This window comes from Collinsella sp. AF20-14LB (assembly GCF_003459505.1).
GTDB lineage: Bacteria > Actinomycetota > Coriobacteriia > Coriobacteriales > Coriobacteriaceae > Collinsella.
In genome coordinates this window covers 57,554-82,804 of the sequence record NZ_QRWD01000009.1, presented here as the reverse complement: position 1 = coordinate 82,804, position 25,251 = coordinate 57,554, and the positions used below count along the sequence as shown (strand labels likewise).

The 25,251-nt window shown below is 61.5% G+C and carries 20 protein-coding genes; 3 read left to right on the top strand and 17 right to left on the bottom strand.

Features of this window, described 5'->3' with window-relative positions; all coding sequences use genetic code 11:
• Positions 1-279: 279 nt before the first annotated feature.
• The gene (locus DWX63_RS06305) at positions 280-1,923 is read right to left on the bottom strand and encodes an amidohydrolase (protein ID WP_233514491.1); all 1,644 of its coding nucleotides are present in this window, start codon (positions 1,921-1,923) and stop codon (positions 280-282) included.
• A gap of 161 nt (positions 1,924-2,084) precedes the next feature.
• Here DWX63_RS06305 and DWX63_RS06300 point away from each other — a divergent pair, with 161 nt between their 5' ends.
• Positions 2,085-3,548, top strand: a complete 1,464-nt coding sequence (locus tag DWX63_RS06300) for a M20 family metallopeptidase (protein ID WP_117843153.1) — start codon at positions 2,085-2,087, stop codon at positions 3,546-3,548.
• 106 nt (positions 3,549-3,654) lie between these two features.
• On the opposite strand, the gene DWX63_RS06295 is transcribed toward DWX63_RS06300, so the two are convergent.
• From DWX63_RS06295 to DWX63_RS06235, 13 genes are all read right to left on the bottom strand, one after another.
• Positions 3,655-4,149: a DUF2752 domain-containing protein gene (locus DWX63_RS06295; protein WP_199411123.1), complete on the bottom strand. Its 495-nt coding sequence runs from the start codon at positions 4,147-4,149 to the stop codon at positions 3,655-3,657.
• On the bottom strand, positions 4,142-4,723 hold the full coding sequence (locus tag DWX63_RS06290) for a DUF4234 domain-containing protein (protein ID WP_158559626.1): 582 nt from the start codon (positions 4,721-4,723) through the stop codon (positions 4,142-4,144). The genes DWX63_RS06295 and DWX63_RS06290 overlap by 8 nt, the downstream gene beginning before the upstream one ends.
• A gap of 169 nt (positions 4,724-4,892) precedes the next feature.
• On the bottom strand, positions 4,893-6,254 hold the full coding sequence (locus DWX63_RS06285; protein WP_158559625.1) for a zinc-ribbon domain-containing protein: 1,362 nt from the start codon (positions 6,252-6,254) through the stop codon (positions 4,893-4,895).
• A gap of 150 nt (positions 6,255-6,404) precedes the next feature.
• Entirely contained in the window at positions 6,405-7,427 is a 1,023-nt protein-coding gene (locus DWX63_RS06280; protein WP_117843149.1) for a YitT family protein, read from the bottom strand.
• Between the two features lie 207 nt (positions 7,428-7,634).
• Positions 7,635-8,159: an Asp23/Gls24 family envelope stress response protein gene (locus DWX63_RS06275; protein WP_117843148.1), complete on the bottom strand. Its 525-nt coding sequence runs from the start codon at positions 8,157-8,159 to the stop codon at positions 7,635-7,637.
• Positions 8,160-8,203: 44 nt separating this feature from the next.
• On the bottom strand, positions 8,204-8,581 hold the full coding sequence (locus tag DWX63_RS11500) for a DUF2273 domain-containing protein (protein WP_233514490.1): 378 nt from the start codon (positions 8,579-8,581) through the stop codon (positions 8,204-8,206).
• Complete coding sequence (locus DWX63_RS06265; protein WP_117843147.1) at positions 8,574-9,119, bottom strand: hypothetical protein; 546 nt, start codon at positions 9,117-9,119, stop codon at positions 8,574-8,576. The genes DWX63_RS11500 and DWX63_RS06265 overlap by 8 nt, the downstream gene beginning before the upstream one ends.
• 166 nt (positions 9,120-9,285) lie before the next feature.
• Positions 9,286-10,092, bottom strand: a complete 807-nt coding sequence (locus DWX63_RS06260; protein WP_055251993.1) for a YebC/PmpR family DNA-binding transcriptional regulator — start codon at positions 10,090-10,092, stop codon at positions 9,286-9,288.
• Positions 10,093-10,270: 178 nt separating this feature from the next.
• Positions 10,271-12,454, bottom strand: coding sequence for a DUF6020 family protein (locus DWX63_RS06255; protein ID WP_233514489.1), 2,184 nt, complete (start codon positions 12,452-12,454; stop codon positions 10,271-10,273).
• 144 nt (positions 12,455-12,598) lie between these two features.
• Positions 12,599-13,420 (bottom strand): prolipoprotein diacylglyceryl transferase, encoded by an 822-nt coding sequence (gene lgt, locus DWX63_RS06250; RefSeq protein WP_117843146.1) that lies wholly within the window; start codon positions 13,418-13,420, stop codon positions 12,599-12,601.
• Between the two features lie 108 nt (positions 13,421-13,528).
• Positions 13,529-13,807 (bottom strand): NifU family protein, encoded by a 279-nt coding sequence (locus tag DWX63_RS06245; protein WP_117843145.1) that lies wholly within the window; start codon positions 13,805-13,807, stop codon positions 13,529-13,531.
• A 170-nt stretch (positions 13,808-13,977) separates the two neighbouring features.
• On the bottom strand, positions 13,978-14,502 hold the full coding sequence (locus tag DWX63_RS06240; RefSeq protein ID WP_117584124.1) for a dCMP deaminase family protein: 525 nt from the start codon (positions 14,500-14,502) through the stop codon (positions 13,978-13,980).
• Positions 14,503-14,584: 82 nt separating this feature from the next.
• A complete protein-coding gene (locus tag DWX63_RS06235) occupies positions 14,585-15,436 on the bottom strand; it encodes a type III pantothenate kinase (protein WP_117843144.1) in 852 nt (283 codons plus the stop codon).
• 192 nt (positions 15,437-15,628) lie between these two features.
• Here DWX63_RS06235 and DWX63_RS06230 point away from each other — a divergent pair, with 192 nt between their 5' ends.
• Together DWX63_RS06230 and DWX63_RS06225 are read left to right on the top strand one after the other, a co-directional pair.
• Positions 15,629-17,332, top strand: a complete 1,704-nt coding sequence (locus DWX63_RS06230) for an OPT/YSL family transporter (protein WP_117843143.1) — start codon at positions 15,629-15,631, stop codon at positions 17,330-17,332.
• Positions 17,333-17,547: 215 nt separating this feature from the next.
• A complete protein-coding gene (locus DWX63_RS06225; RefSeq protein ID WP_117758396.1) occupies positions 17,548-18,687 on the top strand; it encodes a DUF389 domain-containing protein in 1,140 nt (379 codons plus the stop codon).
• A gap of 125 nt (positions 18,688-18,812) precedes the next feature.
• Here DWX63_RS06225 and DWX63_RS06220 read toward each other — a convergent pair whose 3' ends face one another.
• The 3 genes from DWX63_RS06220 to DWX63_RS06210 all read right to left on the bottom strand — a co-directional run bounded on the left by DWX63_RS06220 (position 18,813) and on the right by DWX63_RS06210 (position 25,248).
• Positions 18,813-19,262, bottom strand: coding sequence for a hypothetical protein (locus DWX63_RS06220; protein ID WP_147336066.1), 450 nt, complete (start codon positions 19,260-19,262; stop codon positions 18,813-18,815).
• Positions 19,263-19,744: 482 nt separating this feature from the next.
• On the bottom strand, positions 19,745-24,526 hold the full coding sequence (locus DWX63_RS06215; RefSeq protein WP_117843141.1) for a 2-hydroxyacyl-CoA dehydratase: 4,782 nt from the start codon (positions 24,524-24,526) through the stop codon (positions 19,745-19,747).
• An 11-nt stretch (positions 24,527-24,537) separates the two neighbouring features.
• Positions 24,538-25,248, bottom strand: a complete 711-nt coding sequence (locus DWX63_RS06210; protein WP_040358972.1) for a TetR/AcrR family transcriptional regulator — start codon at positions 25,246-25,248, stop codon at positions 24,538-24,540.
• Positions 25,249-25,251: the final 3 nt, after the last annotated feature.

Here is a 25,251-nt window from a genome sequence, read left to right as displayed (position 1 = left end):
GAATACTCCGTTTTTTGCACGGCCCAGGCGGGGGTACATCAGGGCCGGAAAGAACATCTCAGCTTTTTTATGCAATCTGCAACTGGAAGTATGCAAAACGCTAAGAGAAAGCATCGCTGATGTCCCAATTGAGCGCGCGGAGCAGCAGCGCTTCCACCCTGCGCCCAAATCCAGCAGAGAGGGGACGCTCCTAACGAACCCCCATCGGCAAACAAACGCGGCTCGAGCGCCATCCCAAAATATGCTGCCCGAGCCGCGTTTAACGGTACGACATGAATATTAGCGCTCGTAGACCAGGTTGCCGGCTAGGTAGGTGGCTTGGACTTTGGTGGCTTGGAGTTCTTGGGGGTCGATGGTGAGTGGGTTTTGGTCCAGGACTACCAGGTCGGCGTATTTGCCGGGTTCCAGGCTGCCGAGGTTTTGCTCGTCGCCTGCCGCGTAGGCGCTGCCCAGGGTGTAGTTGCGCAGGGCCGTTGCCGCATCGATGCGCTCGCTCGGCAGCCAGCCGCCCTCGGGCCAGTGGCTTTTGGGGTCTTGGCGCGTAATAGCCGTGTAGAGCACATTCATGCTGGTAACGGACGTGATAGGGCTGTCAGTACCGAAGGCTTGGCGGATGCCGCGCTGCTTATAGGTTGCGAACGGCCACATGATTCGGCTTCGCTCCAGGCCAAGGTCGCGCTCTGGGCCACCCGGATCGAGCGTGATGTGGCAGGGCTGGCTCGAGGCGACCACGTTGAGCTTGCGCAGGCGGTCGATGTCCTCGGGCAGGAGGTTCTCCAGATGCTCGAGTGTGTTATGGCCGTGCTGGGGCAGGCCGTACAGGTCGGCGGCCTCCTCGAAGATATCCAGCGCGGCATGAATCGCACCGTCGCCGATGACGTGGATACGCACAGTGTGGCCGCGCTCCGCAGCCGCCAGAACCAGCTTACGCATGCGCTCGGCAGGAACCGTCAGGCGACCTTGATCGCCCGGGAAGCGCGGATTGGTATAGGGCTCGGTGAGATATGCCGTGTGCTCGCTCGAGACGCCGTCGAAGAACTGCTTAAAACCAGGCGCCGAGAGCAGCGCGTTGTTCGCGTAGCGGGTCTGCAGTTCTTCTAAGCGCGATTGGTCATCCAGCAACGTGGGGAACAGATGGGCTCGGATGCCCAGCTTGCCGGCTGCCTGTAGCTTGCCGTAGACATCGTCGCGGATAAAATCGCAGCCCGGCATGGGCATGAGCGACATATCGCATATCGAGGTGATGCCCTGCTCGGCCATACGCCTCATTTGATCGGCGTAAGCGCTTGCAATGCGATCCTCCCCCAGCCACTCAAGGCAGCGCGGTAGCAGCTGCATGGCAGCCGCCTCGTGAGCAATGCCCGTGAGCTCGCCGCTTGCGTCCTTGTCGTAGCCACCGCCCGCTGGCGGCTCGCTGTCGCGCGTGACGCCGAGTGCCTCGAGTGCGCGGCTGTTGAGCCACAGCGTATGGCCGTCGCCCGAATACATAACGCAGGGGCGATCGGGGAATGCCGCATCGAGCGATGCCTTGGTAGGATGCTCGGGCGGGTCCCAACGGTAGTCGCGCCAGCCCTGAGTCACAACCCAAGCGTCGTCGGGCAGGTCCTGGGAAAACTCGAGCGCGTGTTGCACCAGCGCCGCCTCGGACGTGCCCATATCCATGAGCATGTACGGCGAGGAGCCGACCGAGGTATGGAAGAAGTGCAGATGAGCGTCATGGAAACCTGGGCAGACAAACTGCTCGCCGTAGTCGATAACCGGCGTGGCGGCAGGCGCGGCGGCAATCACGTCATCGGGCGCACCGACTGCGACGATACGGTCGCCTGCGATGGCAATCGCCAGCTCGCGGGCGGTATCGATGCCGTCTTGCGCGGTAAAGACGTTCTTGGAGCGGATAATCCGATCGATATGTTGCATGGGCATCCCCATCTCTGGCAGGAAATTCAACACCCCCGAGTGTACTCCCCCGCCCTTGTAACAAAACCCCAAGCGGCAAACGGCAACTTTACCAGCCCTAGCGGCAGGTGGCATACTGGAATGAGCTTGTACGATTTTGCGATAAACCAGCAAGGAGCAAATCGACTATGACGAAGACCAAGGCACAGCAGATTATGGCGGCAACCGAGGTTCGCGCGGCAGACGACGTCACCGCAGCCATCCAAGATATCGCTGCCGAGTTTGAACCCTACATCATTAAGCAGCGCCGCCACTTCCATAAGCACCCGGAGCTGAGCCTCGCCGAGGAACGCACGACATCTGACATCGCCAACCAGCTGGACGCCATGAATATCCCCTACGAGCGTCCCCTTAAGACGGGCCTTGTGGCGACCCTTCGCGGCACCGCGCCCGACGCCTATCGCGAGGACGGCACACCACGCCGCCGCATCCTGCTGCGCGCCGACATCGACGCCCTGCCCGTCACCGAGCAGACCGGCGAAGAGTTCGCCAGCGTCAACGAGGGCTGCATGCACGCCTGCGGCCACGACTGCCATATCGCCATGATGCTCGGCACGCTGCAAATCCTGCGCCATATGACCGACGACATCCACGGCGAAGTCCGCATCGTCTTCCAGCCCAGCGAGGAAAACGGCCAGGGCGCCAAGCTCATGATCGGCACGGGCGTGCTCGACGGCGTCGATGGTGCCTACGCCGCGCATATCTGGAGCGAGGTTGACGCCGGCACCGTAAGCTGCGAGCCCGGTCCGCGCATGGCCAATACCGACTGGTTCCGCATCGACGTCCGCGGCACCTCGTGCCACGGCGCTATGCCCCAGCGCGGCCACGACGCCGTTATGGTTGCCGCTGAGATCGTCAACGCACTGCAGACTATCGTCTCGCGCGAGATTAGCCCCTACGAGCCGGCCGTTATCACCGTCGGTGAGCTGCATGGCGGCACCGCGCGCAATGTTATCGCCGGCACGGCTTACCTCGCCGGCACGGTGCGCACCTACGGCGACTCGACCCACGAGGAAATGCCGGAGCTCATGCGCCGCATCGTGGAGCATACCGCGGCAGCCCTGGGCGCCGAAGCCAAGCTCACCGACTACACCATCGCCAACTACAAGGTCGAAAACGATGCCGCCTCGAGCGAGCGTTGCCGCCAAGCTGTGCTCAAGTGCCTGGGCCCCGCAGGCGAGGGCCATTACCGCGGCACGCTTTCGGGCGAGGACTTCTCGGAGTACCTGCGCCGCGTGCCGGGCGTGCTCGCCTTTGTTGGCACGCGCAACCCCCAGATTGGCGCCACCTATGCCCAGCACTCCTGCTTCTACAAGATCGACGAGAGCGCGCTCGCCAAGGGCTCCATGGTAGCCGCTCAGTATGCCATCGACTTTTTGGCCGAGCCCACGCAAGAAGAGCTCGACGGCCCCACGATCGCCGCAGTTGCCGAGACCAATCCCGACCTGGCGGCCAAGCTGCGCTCTGCCAAGGCAACGGCCGCCGAGGCCCGCGACGCCGTGCACGACGCCCGCACCGCCCGCCATGCCGCCATCAAGGGCATTCACGATGCCCGTGCCGCTGCTCGCCACGAGGAGAAGCGCGACGAGTAGCCGTCACGCCCACCCGTAACAACCTGGCTAGAGCAAAGCGGGGGCGAACGTTATCTCAACGTTCGCCCCCGCTTATGTGTCGACCGCTTTTCCAACGTATCCTCCGTCACGACAGGTAAGAGCGAAGGATGATGAGCCAGCGTGGCTGCTCGAGATAAATGATATCGGCAGGAACCCCCACAGGAACATGGCCCCCAAAAAGCAGGCCGGCGTCTGCGGGGTTGACCAGGCGGATTGCCCACACCGCAACCAGCAGCAAGCATATTGCGACCAGCGCCGCATCGATTGTCTTTCGGGTGCGCGAAGTTGTGACATAGTCCCTGGCGCACGCCAGCGCAAACATAGGGGGAACCATCCAAAACAGCGGATGATACGCAAGCGCGGCACGCCAATCGAGCCCAAACGCCGCGAGCCACGCGCGCGTCATGCCGCAGCCCGGGCACGGAATGCCCGTAAGCGCCCTAAACGGGCAGCCGATGCCCGTCACATACAGCACAAGGCACGACAGCGCCAAGATAGCGGCGAACAAAAGGGCGCGGCGGAATAGCCCCGCCGTGCCCCTTGTCTTGGACCGTGCTTGTGAATCCGAGTTGCTACGCACGTGCCGTAACCTGCGCAGTGTAGGCAGCCGCCATCGCGTTGACGTTCTTGACGATCAGATAGAAACCAATAATCGGTCCGATGCCGCACTGCAAGGCGCCGATCAGCTGCCACAACAGAAGCGTCGTGCCGCTCTCGGCAATGGTAAGACCATAGCGAGGACCGTTGGCCTGGATGCGATTGCCGAAACGGTATGTCCACCACAGGCCATAGATGCCGCAGGTAATGAACGACAGCAGGATTGCAATCAGGTAGTTGGGCATATCGTCCCCGTCGCCCGAGCACATAGTTGCGACATCCTCAGATATTTTGTAGTACGCATAGATGCCGTAGATACCGCACGTGACAATAGCGAGCAGCAGTATCATGCCAAAGTTACGATCGAGCTCAACCGCACCGGGCATGGGTGGCGGTGTGGGTGCGCCCTGAGGCGCAGGCTGAGGTGCCGGGGCGGGCTGAATCTGTACCGGCTGAGGCTCAGACGCGGCAGCCGACGTAGCGTTGACGGGCTCGCCGCAAGCAGGACAAAACTTTGCATCATCCAAAACGGGTGCTCCGCAATTTTCGCAAAACATAGATCCTCCTTCCCATAAGACGACATGCGTCTTTGGTCTCACATGCCGCATCCCAACGGGATACCTTCAATCACGCCGGGTCGATTACCAAAATGAAGACAACCAACCCGGCGGCATCGGCTAAAACGGACCATGGCCTTAGGCACTCTGGACCGCAGCCCCCCTCAAGCTATTCGGCCTGGTCTTCTTCGGGCTGATCGGTCGCTGCCTGATCGCCCTTATCGCCCAACGCCGGCGCAGTCTGCTCAGCAGGTTCGCCAACAGGCGGGCACTCCTGCTCGGGAGCAGAACTCGGCGCGGGCGACGTTGCAGGCGCAGGTGCGGGTGCCGGCTCAGGCACAGGCGCCGGCTCGGGTGCAGGCTCAGGCGCAGACTCGGGCGCGGGCTCGGGCTCGGGCGCAGGTGCCGGCGAAGCATCCGGAGCGCTGTAACCCGAAGGAGCAGACTTCTTCTCAAACGGCAGCACAAAGGTCAGGACGTCGTCCTTGTCCTCGTCGGCCCACTCGCTTGCGTAGCGCGCCACCCAATAGCCAACGGCACGATGCTTGAGCATGTTGCCAAAGACCGTAAGGAATACCGTGACAAACGCCGTCAGCACCAAGAACAATACGAGCGTAATGCCACCGCCGGTAACAAGCGCCTCAATAGCCGTAGGACGGTAGTAGTAGCTATACATACCGACAGAGGCAATGGTGCCAAAGACGAGCGTCAGGATCCATGTGATAACGTTGGCGACCAGACCCGTCAAAAACTCGGGAAGGAACGATGCGCAGAACAGCTTGGTCTTATTGTTCTTAAAGGCCGCCCAGACCTTATCGAGCGAAAACGCGCTCTCGACGCGACCGGTCACCGCAAAGTGCATCACGGCGATGTCGGCGAACATAGTAAAGAAGACACCCAGGACCGCCGTGGCAATCATAGCCAGAACAAACAGGCCCAGCGAGCCAAATAGAGCGGCCTCAAGCGCATAGGAGCCGTAATAAGAGTACGCACCCGCGGCACCAATTACCACGCTCTCCACCAGCGAAAGCGCTACACCAATAACGGGAATAGCCGCGATAACCTTGAGCACGCTCGAAATAACGCCCGAAAAGACGCCAAGGCCAAACGACGTGGAACGCATCAACGGACGATCCATGCCGTCATCGACCTTGAGCGACAGGTCGCGACCCCATTCGATGCCAAAGCCAGAACCGCACGCGCTTGCCACACAGGCAGCCAAAAAGCCGAAGGCAGCCGCGATACCGCCGATAACGGGAATGAAGAGCACGAGCACCGACACGACACAGATGAGCGCCGGCAAAAAGGCAATCTGGCACACGCGCTGCAGCACGCCCGGCGTCTTGGTCATGTCTTCAAACGCCTGAGCTACACAGCCCTTGGGCACGTTCACGTTAGGCTGAGGAACAAACTGCTGAGGCTGAGACTGCCCCTGAGGAGCAGAGGTTGCAGCACCGGTATTAGGAGCGCCACACGCGCCACAGAACTTGTCGTTATCGCCCATGGGGGCGCCACACTGCGAACAGAACATCGAAATCATCCCTTCGTATCTAGAGCGAATCACCTGGATCGCAAACGATGTCTTTGGCAACATTATCGCCCAATGTGGGGACAAATACTCCAAGATGGCCGATTTGCAACGTAGGCGGCTTTATTCAATGATTCGAAGGGTGCGTCCGCGCTAGTTCGTGCCGCGGAAGCCCTTGCCCACGATCTCGGAGCTATCGACGATGGTGATGAAGGCGCCAGGGTCAATCTCGCGGGTATAGCGGCGCAGCTGCACTGCCTCGCGACGGCTCAGCACGCTCATAATCACCGTGACGCACTTGCCCGAGAAGGCGCCGTAGCCACGGCTGATCGTTGCCGTGCGGTTGAGATGCTTGACAATAAACTCCTCGACTTTTCGCGGTTCGGCGCAAATGATCGTGCAGACCTTACGAAGGTGAATGCTCTCGATAGCCTTATCGACCACGAGCGTCTTGGCAAACAGGCCAAGCACGCAGTACAGGCCAACGCGCGGGCCATACAGGAAAGCCGCGATGGTTACGATGCCGATATCGACCAGCAGCAGCGCGCGGCCAATCTCGAGCGTGGTGCGGCGTTTGAGGATCATGGCAAGAATGTCCGTGCCACCCGTCGAGGCGCCGATATCAAAGACAATAGCGCTGCCGAGCGCCGGCAAGATGACGGCAAAGCACAGGTCGAGCCACATATCACCCGTCATCGAAACATCCGTCGGAATGAAGAGCTCAAACAGCGAGACGTAGGCCGAAAGCGCAAACGAAGCGAAGACGCTCCACAGAATCGCCTTGCGCTCCAAAAAGATAAAGCCCAGAACGACCAGGACCGCGTTGATAATCCACATAAAGACGCCGACGGGCAGGGTCGGGAACAGCGTAGAAAGAATGACCGACACGCCCGAGGTGCCGCCGAAGGCAAAGTGATTGGGGGTTTTAAAGGCCACGATGGCGAACGCCGTGAGAATCAGGCCCAGATTGAGCTCGGCAAAAAAGCGCGGAAAGCCTGGCTCCTGGCTGCGCTTGCGGCCGGCGCGCTCGCCACGTTCGATATCCTCGCGACCGACAACGCGCTCCATCGGCACCACCGGAGGACGATGTACCTCCTCGGCGGCACGCGACGCCGCCTCTGCCGCAGCGGCTTCAATCGCCCATGCCTTGCTTTCGGTCTCGTGTTCGTCGGCCATTACGGCAACCCCTCGTTAACAATTTGGAAACAATGCGCCCATTAGGGTAACGCGGAACGCGAAGATTGCAACCCTTAGTTAGACGAGCGGTATGACCGCATCGAGGGCATATAGAAAACGGCCGGCCGCGCTTTTGCATGCGCGACCGGCCGTTTGACGTTTACGCAGATAAAACCTGCCAAAACAAACCTGTCCCTTTTTGGTAGGTTACTCGTGCTGGCTGGTGCGGTGCTCGTACTCCTCGGGGGTGATGACATCCTCGATGCGTAGGTTGACGCCTGCCACCTCAAGGCCGGTCATCGCGGCCAGACGCTCGGTGACGCGCGCCTTAACGTCGTCGAAGATCGCAGGCGCATAGGCGCCATACTCGATGATGACCGAGATGTTGACGACCACGCGGTTGTCGTCGGTGACCTCGACCGTCACGCCCTTGGTCAGGTTCTCGGCACCAAACTGCTCCTGCACAAAGTGCATGAGGTTTCCCTTCATGCCCAGAACGTGCGGCACCTCGCGGGTGGCCATGGCGACGATTTTCTCGATCACGCCGTTGGAATAGGTCAGCGAGTCCTCGGACTCGTCCGCCTCCTCGTCCATCTCCTCGTTGTCCTCGTCCGCATCGAACTCGGCCTCGACGAGTGCCTCGTCCTCGAGCGCCACGTCCCCGGCATCGACAACGGCCTCATTCGCTTCGAGCTCGGTATCGGCCACATCGACCTTCGTGTTAAAAGCCATGGTTCCTCCTTATGCCTGCCGCGGATGCGACAGTCGAATACGTATTAGCGGCCGCTAAACAGACGGCCGAAGAAGTTGACGATACCGTTCTCGCCGTCGCGAATCTGGCCGATCACGGCACCGATCAGCACAAAGAATGCGATGACGAGCGTGTCCCACAGGCCCAACGTAAGTACCAGCACGGCGAGGATAAAGCCTGCCACGGCGCCGAGCGTAGTGTTGGGGTGGCGCACGGCGTAGCTCCAGATAGCAGCGCCCGTACCTTTGATGAGACCCATGGCCTCGTCAAAGTCGTTGGCGGCGCTGTCGTGCTGCTCGCCGGCCTCGGGCTTGGTGTCGGCGGACTCGCCTGCCGGCGTAGCGTTCTGATCGATCGTCAGGCGCGGCGTGCGGGCGGTCTTGTCTTGGTTGGTATCACTCACCGGAAACCTCCACGGTCTGGACGGTAGTCTTGGACGGCAAAAAACGGACGCGCGCGGTCGTGCCCGGCGTGCCGAGCATGGTGTCGCAGGCCTTCTCGATGCGCTGCTGCATCGCGATAGCTTGGGAGGCCACGTCCCGGTCGTCGAGCGCGATGGCCTCTACCTTAAAACGAACGCGCGACTCGTCGGAGCCTTGAACGCGTGCCTCGATATGCTCAACCATCACACGATCATCGCACTCCGCCGCGGCGCGGGCGCACGAGGAAAGCGCTGCGAGCGTGACCTCGATATTGCGCTCCCCCGCCGGATGCACGCAGGACGGCTCGCGACGCGCGAACATCAAGCGGAAAAACCCAATGAGCACGCCAAGCGCCACGATGGCGGCGCACACCGTAACGACGACGCGAGGCATGGTGTCACGCAATAGCAGCATAAAGCGATACGTATACGGTCCCCAGAACTGGCAGACAAGCGTGCCCAGCGCCACGATGGCGGCGGCAAGGTACACGATTGCTAGGGCTCGTTTGAGCACGCGCATGCGGCGCTCCTTTCGGGTCTCGGTCCACAGAATGCAAAACGATTCGCATCATTATAAAAGAGCCGGGTCCGGTGCTCTACGCACGCGGATCCGGCTCATCTATTCCACGAGGCTTGCATGCTCGCTTCATTATGCCCAGATATGCGCGGCTTAACCCGCGCGGGTGCTACTCCTCCTCGAGGGCAGCGATGACCTCGTCGGTCATATCCATGGTGCTGTAAACATCCTGGACGTCGTCGAGCTCCTCGAGACGGTCGATGAGGCGCTGAACCTTCTTGGCGTCGGTACCGGAGACCTCGGTCGGGGTGGTCGGAACCATGGTGGTCTCGGAACCCTTGACCTGGACGCCCTGCTCCTCGAGTGCCTTGGAGACAGCCATGACGTCGTTAGCAGCGGTCCAGACGATCCACTCCTCGCCGGCGTCCTCGTAGTCCTCGCCACCAGCCTCGGCGATTGCCATCATGAACTCATCCTCGTCACCGGCAGCACCGTTGGCGATCATGGTCTCCTTCTTGGCGTTCTCGTCCAGGATCTCCTTGGCGACGACGATCTGGCCCTTGCGCTCAAACTGGAAGGCGACGGAACCGGAGGTGCCCAGGTTGCCACCAGCGTGGGAGAAGGCGGAACGGACATCGGCGGCAGTGCGGTTGCGGTTATCGGTCAGGCAGTCAACGTAGACGGCGACACCGGCGGGACCATAGCCCTCGTACACGATGTTCTCGTAGACGGCGGCATCGGCACCCGAACCAAAAGCCTTGTCGATAGCGGACTTGATCTTGTCCTTAGGCATGGACTGAGCCTTGGCCTTGGCAACGGCAGCAGCGAGGCTGGCGTTGTTCTCGGGCAGCGGGTCGCCGCCGAGACGGGCAGCAACGGTGATGTTGCGGCTCAGCTTGGAGAAGAGGGCGGAACGCTTGGCGTCCTGCGCGCCCTTACGATGCTTGGTTGTGGCCCACTTAGAGTGTCCGGACATACGTGTCTCCTATCGGTTTCGACCTAAAGCCCAGCGCAGATGCTCGGGCAATATAAACAAACGTCGTTATGATATACCTACTGGCCTGCGAGATAAACCCCAAAATGAAGGCGTCGTGATGATACAGCCCCTTGGTGCAAGGGGTTGGTGCAAAGTAACCTGTCCCCTTTGCACCAAATTAGGACCAGAGGAGGTCGCTGCGAGTGATGGTGGCCCCGATGGCAAAGGGCATGCAGGCGATAACCGGATACAGGTAGCGCATATAGGTCGAACCGTTGCAGGGACCGATCAGGCACACGGCAAGCACGCCCAGCAGCGGCAACCAAATGGCCAGACCGCGCCATGAATGACGACGTAGCAGATAGACCACCACGGCGATCATGATCCACACATAGGTGGCCGAGCTCATGGTGAGCGAGATAAACGGAATGCGCTGCACTGCCACGCGATACAAGTTGATCAGGTGGTCGCACCAGCGCACAACCTTGCTATCGACCGGATGGAAGTCAAAGTACTTGAGGTTATCGGGCTTCGCCATAATCTCGGCACTGCGCGCCGTGCTGTAGACCCACGCATCGCGGGCACTCGGATAAAAGTAGCCGTAGTAGTTATTGATGAGCGCCGAGATGTAGCACTCGGGATCCTTTTTGAACATCTGCGCCCAGACCTCAAAATAGGCCTTGATGTCCTCCTGCGAGGCGTACTCGTTAAAGCAGTTCTTGACGGCGTCGGACTTGTCGGGGTTGTAACGGCGGCCCAGATTGTCGTACTTGAGCACACGGTCGATCACGGCACGCTCATCGTCGGTCACCAAGCCGTCGCAAGGAGCCTCCACGATAGTGCCGTCCTCCTTAACCGTAGGGTTGACACCCGAGTTGAGGCCGTCGTGCTTTTGGACGAAACGAGCCGTCTGCTGGAACGGAATCGAGAGGATTTCGCGCTTGGAACCAGGCGTAATGTCGTGCGCCGGCATAAAGACCTTGGTGAAGTACATATTAGAGGCAAGGCAGAGTGCAAGCACCGCAAGAACTCCCATCCAGCGGAAACGCGGGATGGAGCCCGAAGACGCAGCACCAGCCTGCTTGGCTGCGCGACGAGCCACATGCGCGTCCCATGCGCAAAACGCCGCCGCGATTACGCATGCCGCCAGGGGAAACACCAGGCCGCCGTTGCGCAGAAACGTGGAACCCATGGCACCCAGAGCGAGCAGCAGCCAGTCATGGCGCGCAAAGAGCACGGGCCTCTGTTCGCCCGCACGCTCGGCATTGGCATCGCGACGGGGCAGGCCGCATGCCACGAGCTTCACGGCCTGCACCAACAGCACCAAAAACGCGTCGGCAAACAGCACATCTTTGGTAAGCAGGGCCGCGTAGTTGGAGAACATGGGCATAAACACAAAGAACAGCAAGATCACGCCGCGGATCGGCAAGCTCACGCCCAGCTTGCGCAGCGACGAGATGGAATAGGCCATGCAGGCGGCCGTAATGACGAACTGAGCGCAGGTGTAGATGGCAAGACCTGCGTTGGCACTGTTGAACAGTGAAAGCCCCAGCTGGACGCACGAACCGATGATAGCCGTGTGCACCACGGGGTGATGTCCGTTGAGCAACACATTGGGATTGAGCAGACGCAGGTAGTCACTCGTGCCGTTGGGGTAGTTGAACCACTGGCGAATCTGCGCACCCGTATCTCCCATAAAAAGGCCGGGCAGCGAAGCGATGAGCGTGGGCGCCCAGGCGACCATAAGCACCAGGAAGGGCCCGGCAAAGGGACGGACCGAGAGTACGGCGTGAGCCACACGCCATACGCGGCCAAAGTGCGCTTCGGAAAACAGAATGCGCCGAGAGCTCAGCCAATCTAGACACTCAAAAGCCAGGTAGAAGGCAACGACCGCCAAGAGCATCCAGCCCGCACCGCCTATCCAGGCGCAGATGATGCGAGCCTTGTCGCCGAGTACGATCTCGGCAGAATCGGTGAGGTCGTAGCTGCGGCCAAACACCATGCAGACGGCAAAGAACAGCGACGGAAGGATCACCGAAGGACGCCAAGCATCGCCGCGGCCAAAGAATACGTAGCGAAACGGCAGCGTGAGCAGGCAGGCAAGCGCAAGCAGCATGACCGCGTCGGTATGGCCGGCAAACGAGAGGAGCACCTCGTAGCACACGTACAGCATGCCCGAGGCTTTGGGGTCAATCGCCAAGACTGCGTTGCTCGAGACCGGCGCGGGATCGATGGAAAACGCCGTGGTCGCCAACAGCGCGAGCAGAAATGCGATGAGCGTCTGCTTGGCGGGGTAGCGCTTAAACCAGACGATGCGGGCAGCGTCGCGCGCAGCCGTTGTGGAGAGGTCGGAATCCTTCACAGTCCAAAGAGCCTTTCTAGAAACCTGCCAAAAAGGGACAGGTTTATTTTGGCAGGTTTTATCTGGGAAAACGTTACGGTTCTGTCATCGTTGCCCAGCAAACCACCACAAAGGTGCCTGTCCCCTTTGTGGTGGCTTTGGTGATTAGGCGTCCAGGTAGATGCGCTGGGGACGGTTGCGGTGTCGGGCGAAGATGATGAGCGCCAGGCCGGCGATTACGAGCGGCAAACTCAGCAGCTGGCCCATGGTGATAACGCCTCCCAGCAGATAGCCCAGCTGCGCATCGGGCACGCGCACGAACTCAACGAGAAAGCGGACGATGCCGTACCCCATCACGAACACGCCCATAAACGTGCCCTGGGGCAGCAGCGGCTTTTTGCGACTGAGCACCCGTAGGATGCAAAAGAGCACGATGCCCTCTAGAAACGCCTCGTAGAGCTGGGAGGGATGGCGCGGCATATCGCCCGCAGTGCCGCCAAAGACCACACCCCAAGGCAGATCGGTCGGCTTACCCCACAGCTCGCCGTTGACGAAATTGGCACAACGGCCCAGGCACAGGGCCAGCGGGGCGCCGATCACGGCAAGGTCGGCGACGGTCCAGGCGTCGAGCTTATACATGCGGCACACGATGATACCGCCCAAGATGCCGCCCACCAGGCCGCCGTGGAAGCTCATGCCGCCCTCGTTGGTGGCAAAGATCTCGAGCGGGTGGGTCCAATAGTAGCCATCGCCGTAAAAGACGACGTAAAACAGGCGCGCGCCGATGATGAGGCCAAAGACCGCGCCGACCACGACGCTCGTCAGGTCATCGATCGTAATGTCGAAGCCCCAACGACGCTGCGTGCGGTACATAACGACCGCCGTGAGCAGGGCGCCGACCACGTAGGCCAGGCCGTACCAGTAGATAGTGATGGGGCCCGCCGAGATCGCGACGGGATCAAGCATATGGTAGAGGTCGTTGAGCATATCGATCCCCTGCTCCCTACATACAAATGCGGGCGCGGGCCTTGCGCTCGCAGCCGCATATCTGGGCGTAACGTCTATGCGGAGCATGTCGTCCGCAGCTTTCGCATCTTAGAACGGCGCGTACTCGTCGTACAGTTCGTCGGTCTCGCCGGAAGCATTGACCTGCTCGACGCGGGTGACGCCGGGCACGTGCTCCTTCAGGATGCGCTCGATACCCATAGACAGGGTCAGCGAGCTCATGGGGCAGCCGGCGCAGGCGCCCTGTAGTTCCAACTTGACGACACCCTCGTCGTCGACGCCCACATACTCCATATCGCCGCCGTCGGCCTGCAGGTTGGGGCGAATCTCTTCAAGAACCTTCTTAAGCAGCTCTTCGTTAACAGCCACAGGGGCTCCTTTCTCACAATAACGCGGGCACGCCCGCGGACAGGGGCTATGTTACTACAGCCATGTACCCGCTTAGGCGCCAGCCATGCGTGCGGACATGACTTTCACGAGCAGTCAATTTGGGACGGGGCTCTTTTGGCTGTTTTGCCGCCAGCTGGCGTCGGCACGCGCTACTGCCGAGCCTGTCCCCCGGTACCAATCTGGACATCGACGATGACCTGGCGGTAGCTGATGCCGCAGGAGTCGAGAATGCGGCGGCTGATACGGCCGTCATCGGTGTCGGCATACTTATTGTCCAGGTAGACGACCTCGCCCACGCCCACCTGCGCCAGGATCTTGGCGCAGTCGTGGCACGGGAACAGCGTGACGTAAACCGTGGAACCCTCGAGGTCCTTGAGCGAGCCACGGTAGTTGAGCACGGCGTTGGCCTCGGCATGGACCACGTAGTTGTGCTTGTCCTGCAGCGGGTCATCGCTCGTACCCCACGGGAAAAAGTCGTCGTTGAGCGCCGAGGGCGTGCCGTTGTAACCCACCGAAAGGATGCGGTGGTTGGTGCTGGCGATGCACGCTCCCACCTGCGTGTTGGGGTCCTTGCTGCGGCGCTGCGCGGCGATGGCCACGCTCATAAAGAACTCGTCCCAGCTAATAACGTCGCGGCGCTTGCCCGACGCGGTTTGATGAAGATCGTCCGACATGGCAGACACCTCCGCAATCGCAATAGTTTGGCCCATTGTAGCAGGTGAAAGGTAGGGGCGCTTATCCCACCAGCCCCTCGCCCTACGCGCGGCGGGGCTTTTGGTTGATGCGGTAGAGCTCGGCGAGACCCCGCAACGTCAGCGCGTCGTCTACCGTCAGGCTGTGGCCGACCAGCGCCGCAAGTGCCTCGGCATCGTCGCCGGTAATGACGATGGGCACATCGCCCTCCCCCGCGGCCTTGGTCGCGCGCATCTCGGCAAGCACCATGTCGAGCATTCCGTCGATGCGGGCTACCTCGCCCAAAACCACACCCGAGCGCATGGCCTCACGCGTGTTGCGTCCGATGACGTGCGTTGGCGCCGAGGGCTCAACCTGGGGTAGGCGCGCTGCTGCCGCCGAAAGCGAACGGGCGCCGAGGGCCAGGCCTGGCGCGATAACGCCGCCCACAAAGGTACCGTGCGCGTCGATGACCTCGATATTGGTCGTCGTGCCCAGGTCGATCACGATGCACGGAGAGCCGTAGACGGCACGGGCCGCCACGGCGTCGGCGATGCGGTCGGGACCGATCTCGGCCGGGTCATCGTAGTGCACAGGCATGCCGGTCTTAAGTCCCGGCCCCACGGTGAGCACGCGCCCCGTGCAGGTGCGGGAAAGCGCCGTCTTCCAAGGGCGCTCGAGCGCCGGGACCACGCAGCTCAGCACAGCAGCCGCGGGCACAAGCGCACCCGGCATGCCCGCATCGGCCGCCAGTGCGGCCATGACCTGCACGAGACGCATGCGCGCCTCGTCTGCTGTGATGCTCGACGGCGTGGTGATCTCGCACGTCGCAAGCGGACATTCCTGCGCCGCGGCCGAATCCTCTGCAAACAGGCCAAAGCGAATGAACGTGTTGCCCACGTCGATCGTCAATATATATGCGTACCCATTAAGCATCGTCGGCGCTCCTTTCGTCTGTCCAGCAGTATATCGCCTACCTAAACCAGTCATCCCAAAATGACTAGCTTGCGGCTATACTGGTGCGCGGTCGTTTGCGAGCTCACGCGGCGGCCCTTGGTAACCCGACTTCCCGCGCCGTATCCGTAACGGCGCTCCCGGGGGAAGCGGATATACGCAAAGGAGTTTTATATGAGCAATCCCTCGAACCGCACCTCGATGCGCGGTCAACTTACGCTGCGCGGCGTCGTCATCGGCGTCCTTGGCTGCGTGATCATCACGGCAAGCTCGGCCTACACCGCCCTCAAGATGGGCGCACTCCCCTGGCCGATCGTCTTCGCTGCCGTCATCTCGCTGTTCTTCCTTAAGCTCATGGGCAACGCCAGCCTCAACGAGGCAAACGTCACCCACACTATCATGTCAGCAGGCGCCATGGTCGCCGGCGGTCTGGCGTTTACCATCCCGGGCGCCTGGATGCTGGGCTATGCCGACCAGATCAGCTGGCTCGACATGTTCATCGTGGCACTCGCCGGCACCATCCTGGGTCTGCTGGCCACGGCACTCATCCACCGTCACTTTATCGTGGACGCCGCGCTGGAGTTCCCCACCGGCAACGCCGCAGCTCAGACCCTGCGCGCCACCGAGGCCGGCGGCAAGACTGGCAAGCAGCTCTTTGGCTCCATGGCCATCGCCGGCATCTACAGCGTGCTTCGAGACGCCCTGGGCGTGGTGCCCAGCATGCTGTGCACGCTCAATATCCCCGGCGTTACCTTTGCCATCTACAACTCGCCCATGTTACTCTCCGTCGGCTTCCTCGTGGGCTTCGCCCCGGTCGCATTCTGGTTTGCCGGCGCGCTACTGGGCAATTTTGGCATCATTGTCGGCGGCACCGCTACCGGTCTGTTTGACGTTATGACCGCACAAGGCATCGTCAAGTCCCTCGGCATGGGCCTTATGATGGGCTTTGGCGTCGCCGTCGTCCTCAAGGACATCCTGCCGCAGGTCGCCGGTATCGTCCGCGGCCTCGCCGCCGACAGCTCCACCGACACCGACGAGCAGTCACTCATCTCGGGCTCCCTTAAGCTCGACGCCGGTATCATCGGCCTGGGCGCTGCCGCCATCGCCGTGATCGTTGCTATCGTACTCGGTCTTGGCCCCGTTCCTGCCGTCATCGTCACGCTGTTCACCTTTGTCACCACCATCATGAGCGCGCAGAGCTGCGGTCAGACGGGCATCGACCCCATGGAGATCTTTGGCCTCATCGTCATGCTCATCGTTGCCACCTTCGCGCAACTCGCTCAGGTCAAGCTGTTCTTTATCGCCGGCATCGTGGCCGTAGCGTGCGGCCTTGCGGGCGACGTCATGAACGACTTTAAGGCCGGCGCCGTGCTGGGCACCAACCCGCGCGCACAGTGGGTCGGCCAGGCCATCGGCGGCATCGTGGGCGCCCTGGTCGCTGCCGCCGTCATGGTCGCGCTCGTCACCGCCTATGGTCCGGACGCCTTTGGTCCCGACAAGAGTTTCGTTGCCGCACAGGCAAGCGTCGTCGCCACCATGGTCTCGGGCATCCCGAGTGTGCCGTGGTTCGCAGGCGGCTTTATCGCCGGTATCGTCATGTACTGGCTCGGCATTCCAGCCATGATGATCGGCCTGGGCGTGTACCTGCCGTTCTATATGTCGCTCACGGCCTTCTTGGGCTCCTGTGTCAAGCTCGCTTACGACAAGTGGTCCGCCCACCGCGACGCCACCGCTGGTCTTTCGGACGAGGAGAAGGCTGCCAAGGACGCCGCCTTCCAGGAACAGGGCCTGGTCGTCGCCAGCGGCCTGCTCGGCGGCGAGTCCATCGTCGGCGTTATTCTGGCGTTTGTCTCTGTTGGTCTGAGCCTGCTGGGGTAGGCCGAACAACAACGCACCAGCGCAGAGCGCGGAGTCGGAATCAAACCGGCCCCGCGCTTTTTTGTCTATTTGACTCTTATGATCCTCACGGCGTTTTAGCCATGTCGATTGGCCTGACTTTCAGGTCAACAAACCTTGTCTGACACCTCGCCTAACGCGGTGTAGAGTAAAGACGGCAGACGCAAGAAGCGGCTCAGAAGCTAAACGAGGTAAGCATGGAACTCGACAAACAACAGATCAAGCGGCTGCGCGAGCGTCATCATCGTCGTCACGGTATACGCCCTGCACACAGCGAGGCCATGGAGAATGCCACCCGTTTCCTTAAGCAGGCGTTCAACATTCGCGAGGGACGCGCGCCCTATCACGTGATTCGCAAGCGCTTTGTAAACGGGGCGCGCCTGACTGGCTCGCACTTATGCATCCTGATCATTGCCATGTTGATCGCGAGCATCGGCCTCGATATCGACTCGGATATCGCCATTGTAGGCGCCATGCTCATCTGCCCGCTCATGGGCTCGGTCCTTGCCATGGCATATGGCATCGCCACGCTCGACCGCGAGATTACCGTCGAGGCCATTGCCGGTCTCGCGTTGCAGATGGCCTTCTGCCTGATCACGTCCACGCTGTACTTTAAGCTCTCACCGCTCGGCACCACCACGGCCGCTATCATCGACAACTCGACACCCACCGTCTGGGATCTTGCCGTCGCGCTCGCGGGTGGCTTTGCCGGAGGCCTGGGCAACTCGCGCGACCAGGAGCCCGCGACGCTTATCGCGGGCGTGGCCGTGGCAACCGCGCTCATGCCGCCCCTGTGCGCGGCGGGTTACGGCATCGCCATCGCGAGCGGGTCGCTGTTTCTCTCGGCGCTCTACGAATTTGGCATCAACGTTGTCTTTATCGCGCTGGCGGCCGAAGCCGTATTGCTTCTTCTACGTGTACCGCTCAAGCGTGACCTCAACGGCGACGGCATTGTGACCGCCGAGGAAAACGCCGAGGTCGATGAGCTGTCACACAAGGTGCGCCGCCGCATCATCGTGGGCACGGTAATCTTTGCCATCCCCTGCATCGTTATGACCGCGGGGTCTATTGGCTCGGCGCAGGCCGGCGTGCAGGACGGCTATGGTGTCACCGAAACTACGCGCGAGCTTGCCGCGGTACTGCCGGGCTTTAAGGATTACACCGTCGCCGTCGAGACCTCGGCCACCGAAGGCGGGGAGGAGGGCCTCGTCGAGCGCGAGGTTGTCGCCCATGTGACGACAAGCGAGACACTTGGGGCGCACGACCGTCGTGTTGCCCGCAAGCTCATCGACCTCAATGTGCCCGAACTCGATCGCGTGGAGTTCGATGTGAAGTGATGCCGGCGCGGGATGAGCGCTCGCACGGACGCAAGTTATGACGAGGCGCAGACGCGATACGGACGCGAGCAAATAGCGTGGTGCAGTTCACACCCGCGCCCCGCTCGCCGTTTTATTGCCGTGAATCAACTGTCCACATCGACATCGCCAGACTCCACCATAAACGCCGGATCGGTGCTCACAAGATAAAATCGGGTCACCTTAGTATTTCTAATTAGGTAAATCTGCCCCTGATTGCGCCGGCGCGATATATACGCCACGTGGACCGTACCGAATTCTTCACCGTTTTCCTTCTTTAATATCAGGATGTTGGGGTCATCCGTACGCTTAAACTGCCCGTCTGTGCAGATTCCGTCTTGGTCGACCAGCTGCCATCGACAGTTGTCCTCCTCAAGAAAAGCCAGGGTTACCCGACTCGTTTTGTCATCCCGATAGAAACCATCAATGGCAAACCCTTCGGAAGCACATTCCTGCATATAGGATGTTTCTCGACTTATAGCAAACAGCCCCGTAGCGCCTAAGAGCACAGCCAGGCAGACCACTGCAAGGGTTATCGAAATAGCACGGCGACCCATGTTAGCCCAACCGATAGTTATTTAACGGAGCGCGAAACATACCTGGAACCTCCGATATCAGGGGGAACGTCACCTATGGCCTGCCGGCAATCATATGTTTTCAACATCAAACCATATGGTTACAACTCGTTGGAGATAGGTTCCATGAACGGACGATAATTTGCGGCGAACGGCTACAATATGTTCATTATCTCAGGGTTCTGGAGGCAATTTTTGGTGCCACCGAGACATTGTTTTCGGAAGTATGCGGCAAATTCCGGAGCCCTCGAGCGCACCCCGGTTTTTCACCAATAAAACCGCAGGTACAAAGCTTGGGCATATCCAGTGTGCTCGGCCTATTCAAATTTTGCCGCATACTTCCGAAATCCAAGTTCGCAGGGGGTGATAGTTGGACCGTTTACGCAACAGATGTCCAGTAAAAACGGGTGGTAACCGGTACGGCTGCCACCCGTTTGTCCCATATCTAGCCCATAGCAGGCCAGTTACTTCTTAATGCCGCGTCCCAGACGCTTGACGACCGATGCAACGGCCTCCTCGCTGGCCGGCCCGCAGCTCACGCAGCCATCGTGGGCACGCATCTGGCCGGTGACCTCGTCCATCGCGAGCGGCGCCACCTTCTCGAGCTTAAAGCCCTTGCCGGCGCGCATGTTTTCCTTGGCCACGCTGATCATGAGCTTAATGCGGTTGAGCTGGTTGACCTCGGACGCGCCGGGGTCGTAGTCCACCGCGACGATGTTGCTCTCGGGGTGCTGGCGGCGCAGCTCCTTGATCACGGCCTTGCCCACCACGTGGTTGGGCAGGCACGCGAAGGGCTGCGTGCAGATGATGTTGGGCGCGCCGTGATCAATCAGGTCGAGCATCTCGGCCGTGAGCAACCAGCCCTCGCCCATGTTGTTGCACACCGAAAGCACCGTGCGGGCCTTGTCCGCCATGGTTCCGATGCGCTCGGGTACCTCAAAGCGCTCGGACTTTTCGATCAGCTCCTCCACCGGCGTACGCATCCAGTCCACGAGCTTAATAAGCGCTTGCATGCCCGCGCGCGTAGTGGCAGAACTTCCCAGCTCGTCTTTCTGCAGCTCGGCGTTGCTCATGGAGTACAGGAAGAAGTCGAGCAGGCCCGGCACCACGGCCTCGCAGCCCTCGCGCTCGATAACGTCGACCACGTGGTTGTTGGCCGTGGGATGGAACTTGACCAAGATCTCGCCGACCACGCCCACGCGCGGCTTGGTGCCCTCGCCCACGAGCGGCATGGTGTCGAACGCGCGGATGGCCTCGCGGCACAGCTTGGTGTAGTTGTGGCGGTTAAACTTGGGCGCCAGCTTGCGGGCACGCGCCATGTGCTCTTCATAGAGCGTGTTGGCGGCACCAGGCGTGGCCTCGTACGGGCGGCAGCGGTAGAGCATCTGCATCATCACGTCGCCAAAGAGCACCGCGTAGACTGCCTGCTTAAGCAGCGCCGGCGTAATCTTAAAGCCGGGGTTGTCTTCGCCGAGTGCCACGGCCGAAAGCGAGATCACCGGGATCTCGGGGTGGCCGCTCTCGCGCAGGGCCTTGCGGATGAGTGCGATGTAGTTGGTGGCACGGCAGCCGCCGCCGGTCTGGCTGATGACCACGGCGGTCTTGGACAGGTCGTACCGACCGCTCTCGATGGCCTCCATAATCTGGCCCGTCACCAGAATCGACGGGTAGCAAATGTCATTGTTCACATAGCGCAGGCCAGCCTCGACGGCATCGTGGTCGGTCGAGGGCAGCAGCTCCAAGTTGTAGCCGGCACCGCGGAACACCTCTTTGACCAGGTCAAAGTGGATCGGCGCCATCTGCGGGCACAGGATGGTATAGCCCTCGTCGCGCATCTGCTCGGTAAAGGGCACCTTGGGCCATGCGGTCGAGGCGCTCTCACGCTGTGCCTCGAACGTGTACTTGCGGCTCGCGAACGCGGGGGCATCCGTGGAGGGCGCCACCGGCGCAGCGTCGCCCTGCTCAAAGACCTTGCCCGCAGCCGTGGCCTCGGCCAAGCGCTCGGCCTCCTGGTCCTTGAGTGCCGCCATGAGCGAGCGGATGCGAATGCGCGCGGCGCCCAGGTTGGACACCTCGTCGATCTTGAGCACGGTGTAGATCTTGCCGCTGGCCTCCAGGATTTCCTGCACCTGGTCGGTGGTCAGGGCGTCCAGACCGCAGCCGAAAGAGTTGAGCTGGATTAGGTCCAGGTCGTTGCGCATCGTCACAAAACGGGCGACGGCGTACAGGCGGCTGTGGTACATCCACTGGTCGACGACGCGAATGGGGCGCTCGGGCTTTACCAGATGCGCGAGCGAATCCTCGGTAAAGACCGCAAAGCCAAAGCTCGAGATAAGCTCGGGCAGGGCATGGTTGATCTCGGGGTCGTTATGGTAGGGACGACCGGCGAGCACGATGCCGTGACCGCCGTGGTCCTCGACCCACTTAAGGGCCTCCTCGCCCATGGTCTGGATGTCCTCGTGGAAACGCGCGTCGGCCTCAAAGGCGGCGTTGACGGCGGCATCGACCTCGGAGCGCGTGATCTTGGGTCCACGCACGCGACCGCGACCGGCCTCAGCATCGGCCACACGGTCGACGGCGAGCACCTGGTACAGGCGTCGCTTGAGCTCGGTCTTGTCGTGATAGGGCACAAACGGGTACAGGAACTCGATGTTCTGCTCGCGGATCTCGTCGATATTGAGCGCCAGCGCCGTGGGGTAGCTCATGACGATGGGGCAGTTGTAACAGTTGCCGGCGGTCGGGTCCTCCTTGCGCTCCCAGCGCACGCACGGCATCCAAATGAAGTCAACATCGCGGTCGATAAGGTTCATCACGTGGCCGTGGCTCATCTTGGCCGGATAGCATACGCTCTCGGACGGCATGGACTCGATGCCCGCCTGGTAGGTCTTCTTGCTCGACTGGTCGGACAGCTGCACGCTAAAGCCCAGGCGCGTAAAGAACGCGTGCCAGAAGGGGTAGTTCTCGTACATGTTGAGTGCGCGCGGAATACCCACGGTGCCGCGCGGGGCCTCGTCGGGACTCAACACCTCGCGGTTAAACAGCAACTCGTTTTTCTTTTTGAAGAGGTTGGGGGCCTCGGTCTTTTGCTTTTTGTGGCCGGCGCCCTTCTCGCAGCGGTTGCCGGTGATAAAGCGCCTGCCGCCGCCAAAGTCGTTGACGGTGAGCTGGCAGTTGTTGGAGCAGCGACCGCAGCGGACGTGCTTTTGCGTCACGGTGAGGTGCGCGATGTCCTCGGCCGACAGGATGGTCGAGGTGCCGTCGGCACCGGCGCGATCGCGGGCGAGCAGGGCCGCACCGTAGGCGCCCATACAGCCGGCGATGTCGGGACGCACGGCATGCACGCCGGTGAGCTGCTCAAACGCGCGCAGCGTGGCATCGGACATAAAGGTGCCGCCCTGAACGATCACCTGACTGCCGATCTCCTTGGGGTCGCGCAGCTTAATGACCTTGAACAGGGCATTCTTAATGACGGAATAGGACAGGCCGGCCGCGATGTCGCCCACCGTGGCGCCTTCCTTTTGCGCCTGCTTGACGCGCGAGTTCATAAAGACTGTGCAGCGGCTGCCCAGGTCGACGGGGGCCTTGGCATGGATGGCGGCGTCGGCGAACGCGCGCACGTCCATGTTCATAGAGACGGCGAAGCTCTCGATAAAGCTGCCGCAGCCCGACGAGCAGGCCTCGTTGAGCATGATGTGCTCAATCACGCCGTCCTTTACGCGCAGGCACTTCATGTCCTGGCCGCCAATGTCCAGAATGAACTCGACGCCGGGCAGAAATGCCTTGGCGCCGCGCAGGTGCGCGACGGTCTCGATCTCGCCGGAATCGGCCTTGAGAGCCTCGATGAGCAGCGCCTCGCCGTAGCCCGTGGTGGTCACGTGGCCGATGGTGCAGCCGGCGGGGATGTGGTTGTAGAAATCGGCCATGATGACCTTGGCCGTACCCAAGATGTCGCCGTTGTTGTTGCCGTACCAGGTGTGCAACAGCTGGCCGTCCTCGCCCACGAGCGCGGCCTTCATGGTGGTGGAGCCGGCGTCGATACCAATGAACACGCGGCCGGTGTAGCCGTCGAGCTTGCCCTTAGGGACGACCTCGGTGTCGTGGCGACCCTTGAACTCGGCAAAGTCCTCGTCGGTGGCAAAGAGCGGATCCAGGCGCTCGACCTCGGCGCCCTGGGTGTCGCCCAAGCTGTCGATGGCCTCGATGAGCTGCGGGAACGTGCTGAGCTTGTTAGACTCGTGCGCCATGGCGGCGCCGCTCGCCACAAACAGGTGAGCGTTTTGGGGCACGACACGGTGCTCCTCGTCCAGGTTGAGCGTGAGGTAGAAGCGGTGGCGCAGCTCGGAGAGGTACTGCAGCGGGCCGCCCAGGAAGGCGACGTTACCGCGGATGGGACGGCCGCACGCCAGGCCCGAGATGGTCTGGGTCACGACGGCCTGGAAGATGGAAGCGGCGACGTCCTCGGGGCGGGCGCCCTCGTTGAGCAGCGGTTGCACATCGGTCTTGGCAAAGACGCCGCAACGGCTGGCGATGGGATAGATGGTGGTGGCGTTGGCCGCGAGCTCGTTGAGGCCGCTCGCGTCGGTGTGCAGCAGAGTGGCCATCTGATCGATGAACGCGCCCGTGCCGCCGGCGCAGGTGCCGTTCATGCGCTGCTCGATGCCGTTGTCAAAGTAGATGATCTTGGCGTCCTCACCGCCCAGCTCGATGGCGACATCGGTGGCCGGGATAAGGGTCTCGACGGCGCGTTTGCTGGCGATGACCTCCTGGACAAACTCCAAGTCGAGCCACTGGGACAGCAGCAGACCGCCCGAGCCGGTGATGGCGCAGGTCATCTGGGCCGTCGGCAGCACGGTCGCGGCACCCTCGAACAGGTCGCGGGCGCAGGCACGGACGTCGGTGTGGTGGCGCTGGTACTTGGCGTAGACGATCTGGTTGTCGTCGTTAAGCACGGCGAGCTTAACGGTGGTGGAGCCCACGTCGATGCCCAGGTGCAGGTTGCCGCGGGCGGCCTCGGGGTTGAAGATCGCGCCTTCGGGGGCGTGGACGGCGGCTATGGGCTCAGCGGCGGCGGTGGGCTCGCTAGTGACGGACGCCTCCCCTGCCGCGTTCTTGGCATCGGCAACTGCCTCGGCAACTTTCTCGGCTGCCGCGGTCGCGGCCTTCTGGGCCGCGTCCACCACGGCGGGCGCGGCCTCGCGTGCGGCAGCGACCACACGATCCTTGATGCCCTCGACGAGTTTGCTCATTGTCTCTCCTCTTAGTTGTTGGACTCGACGGTTGCAGCGGTGTCGGCCGCGTCCTCGAGCTGCAAGTTCAATAGCTTCATGCCGTATTCCGGCACGTTGATATCGATGGGTTGGCCATACAGGTCGCCGGGGCGCACAAAAGCGAGCACCGTCATAATGCGCGCCATGGCCTCGGGCGATTCGGTGAGCCCACGCTCAAACCAGCGCTGAATCATGCCGACCTCGGCGCTCACGACGTAGGTGACGTAGTAGTCAAAGAACGTGCCCAGCGCCAGGCCCAAAATGCCCGTCTGCGCACGCGGCACCACAGCCTCACGCGCGGTGTCGATAATCCTTTTAATAAAGGCCTGGTCGCCGCCCGGACCCAGCAGCGCACCGATTAAGTCGCGGTTGGCCGCAAGATAACGCAGCAGCTCAACCGAACCGGGCGCCGGCTCGAGCTCATCGATGTTGTGATAGAGATCAGGCAGCTGAGCTGCGGTGATGAGCTCAATGCGCTCACGGATCTCGGCCAGCAAGCCGTCCTCGATTTGATTGATAAAGTCGGGGATATCGCGGTAGTGCGAATAGAACGTGCGGCGCGTAAGGCCGGCGCGCTCGGTGAGCGACGCGACATTAATGCGCGAAAGGTCGCCGCTTTCGGCAAGCTCGCTGGCAAGCGCCTGGCGAAGGGCACGCTGCGAGCGAAGGGACCGGCGATCGCATTTCTCGAGCTGGGACAAGCG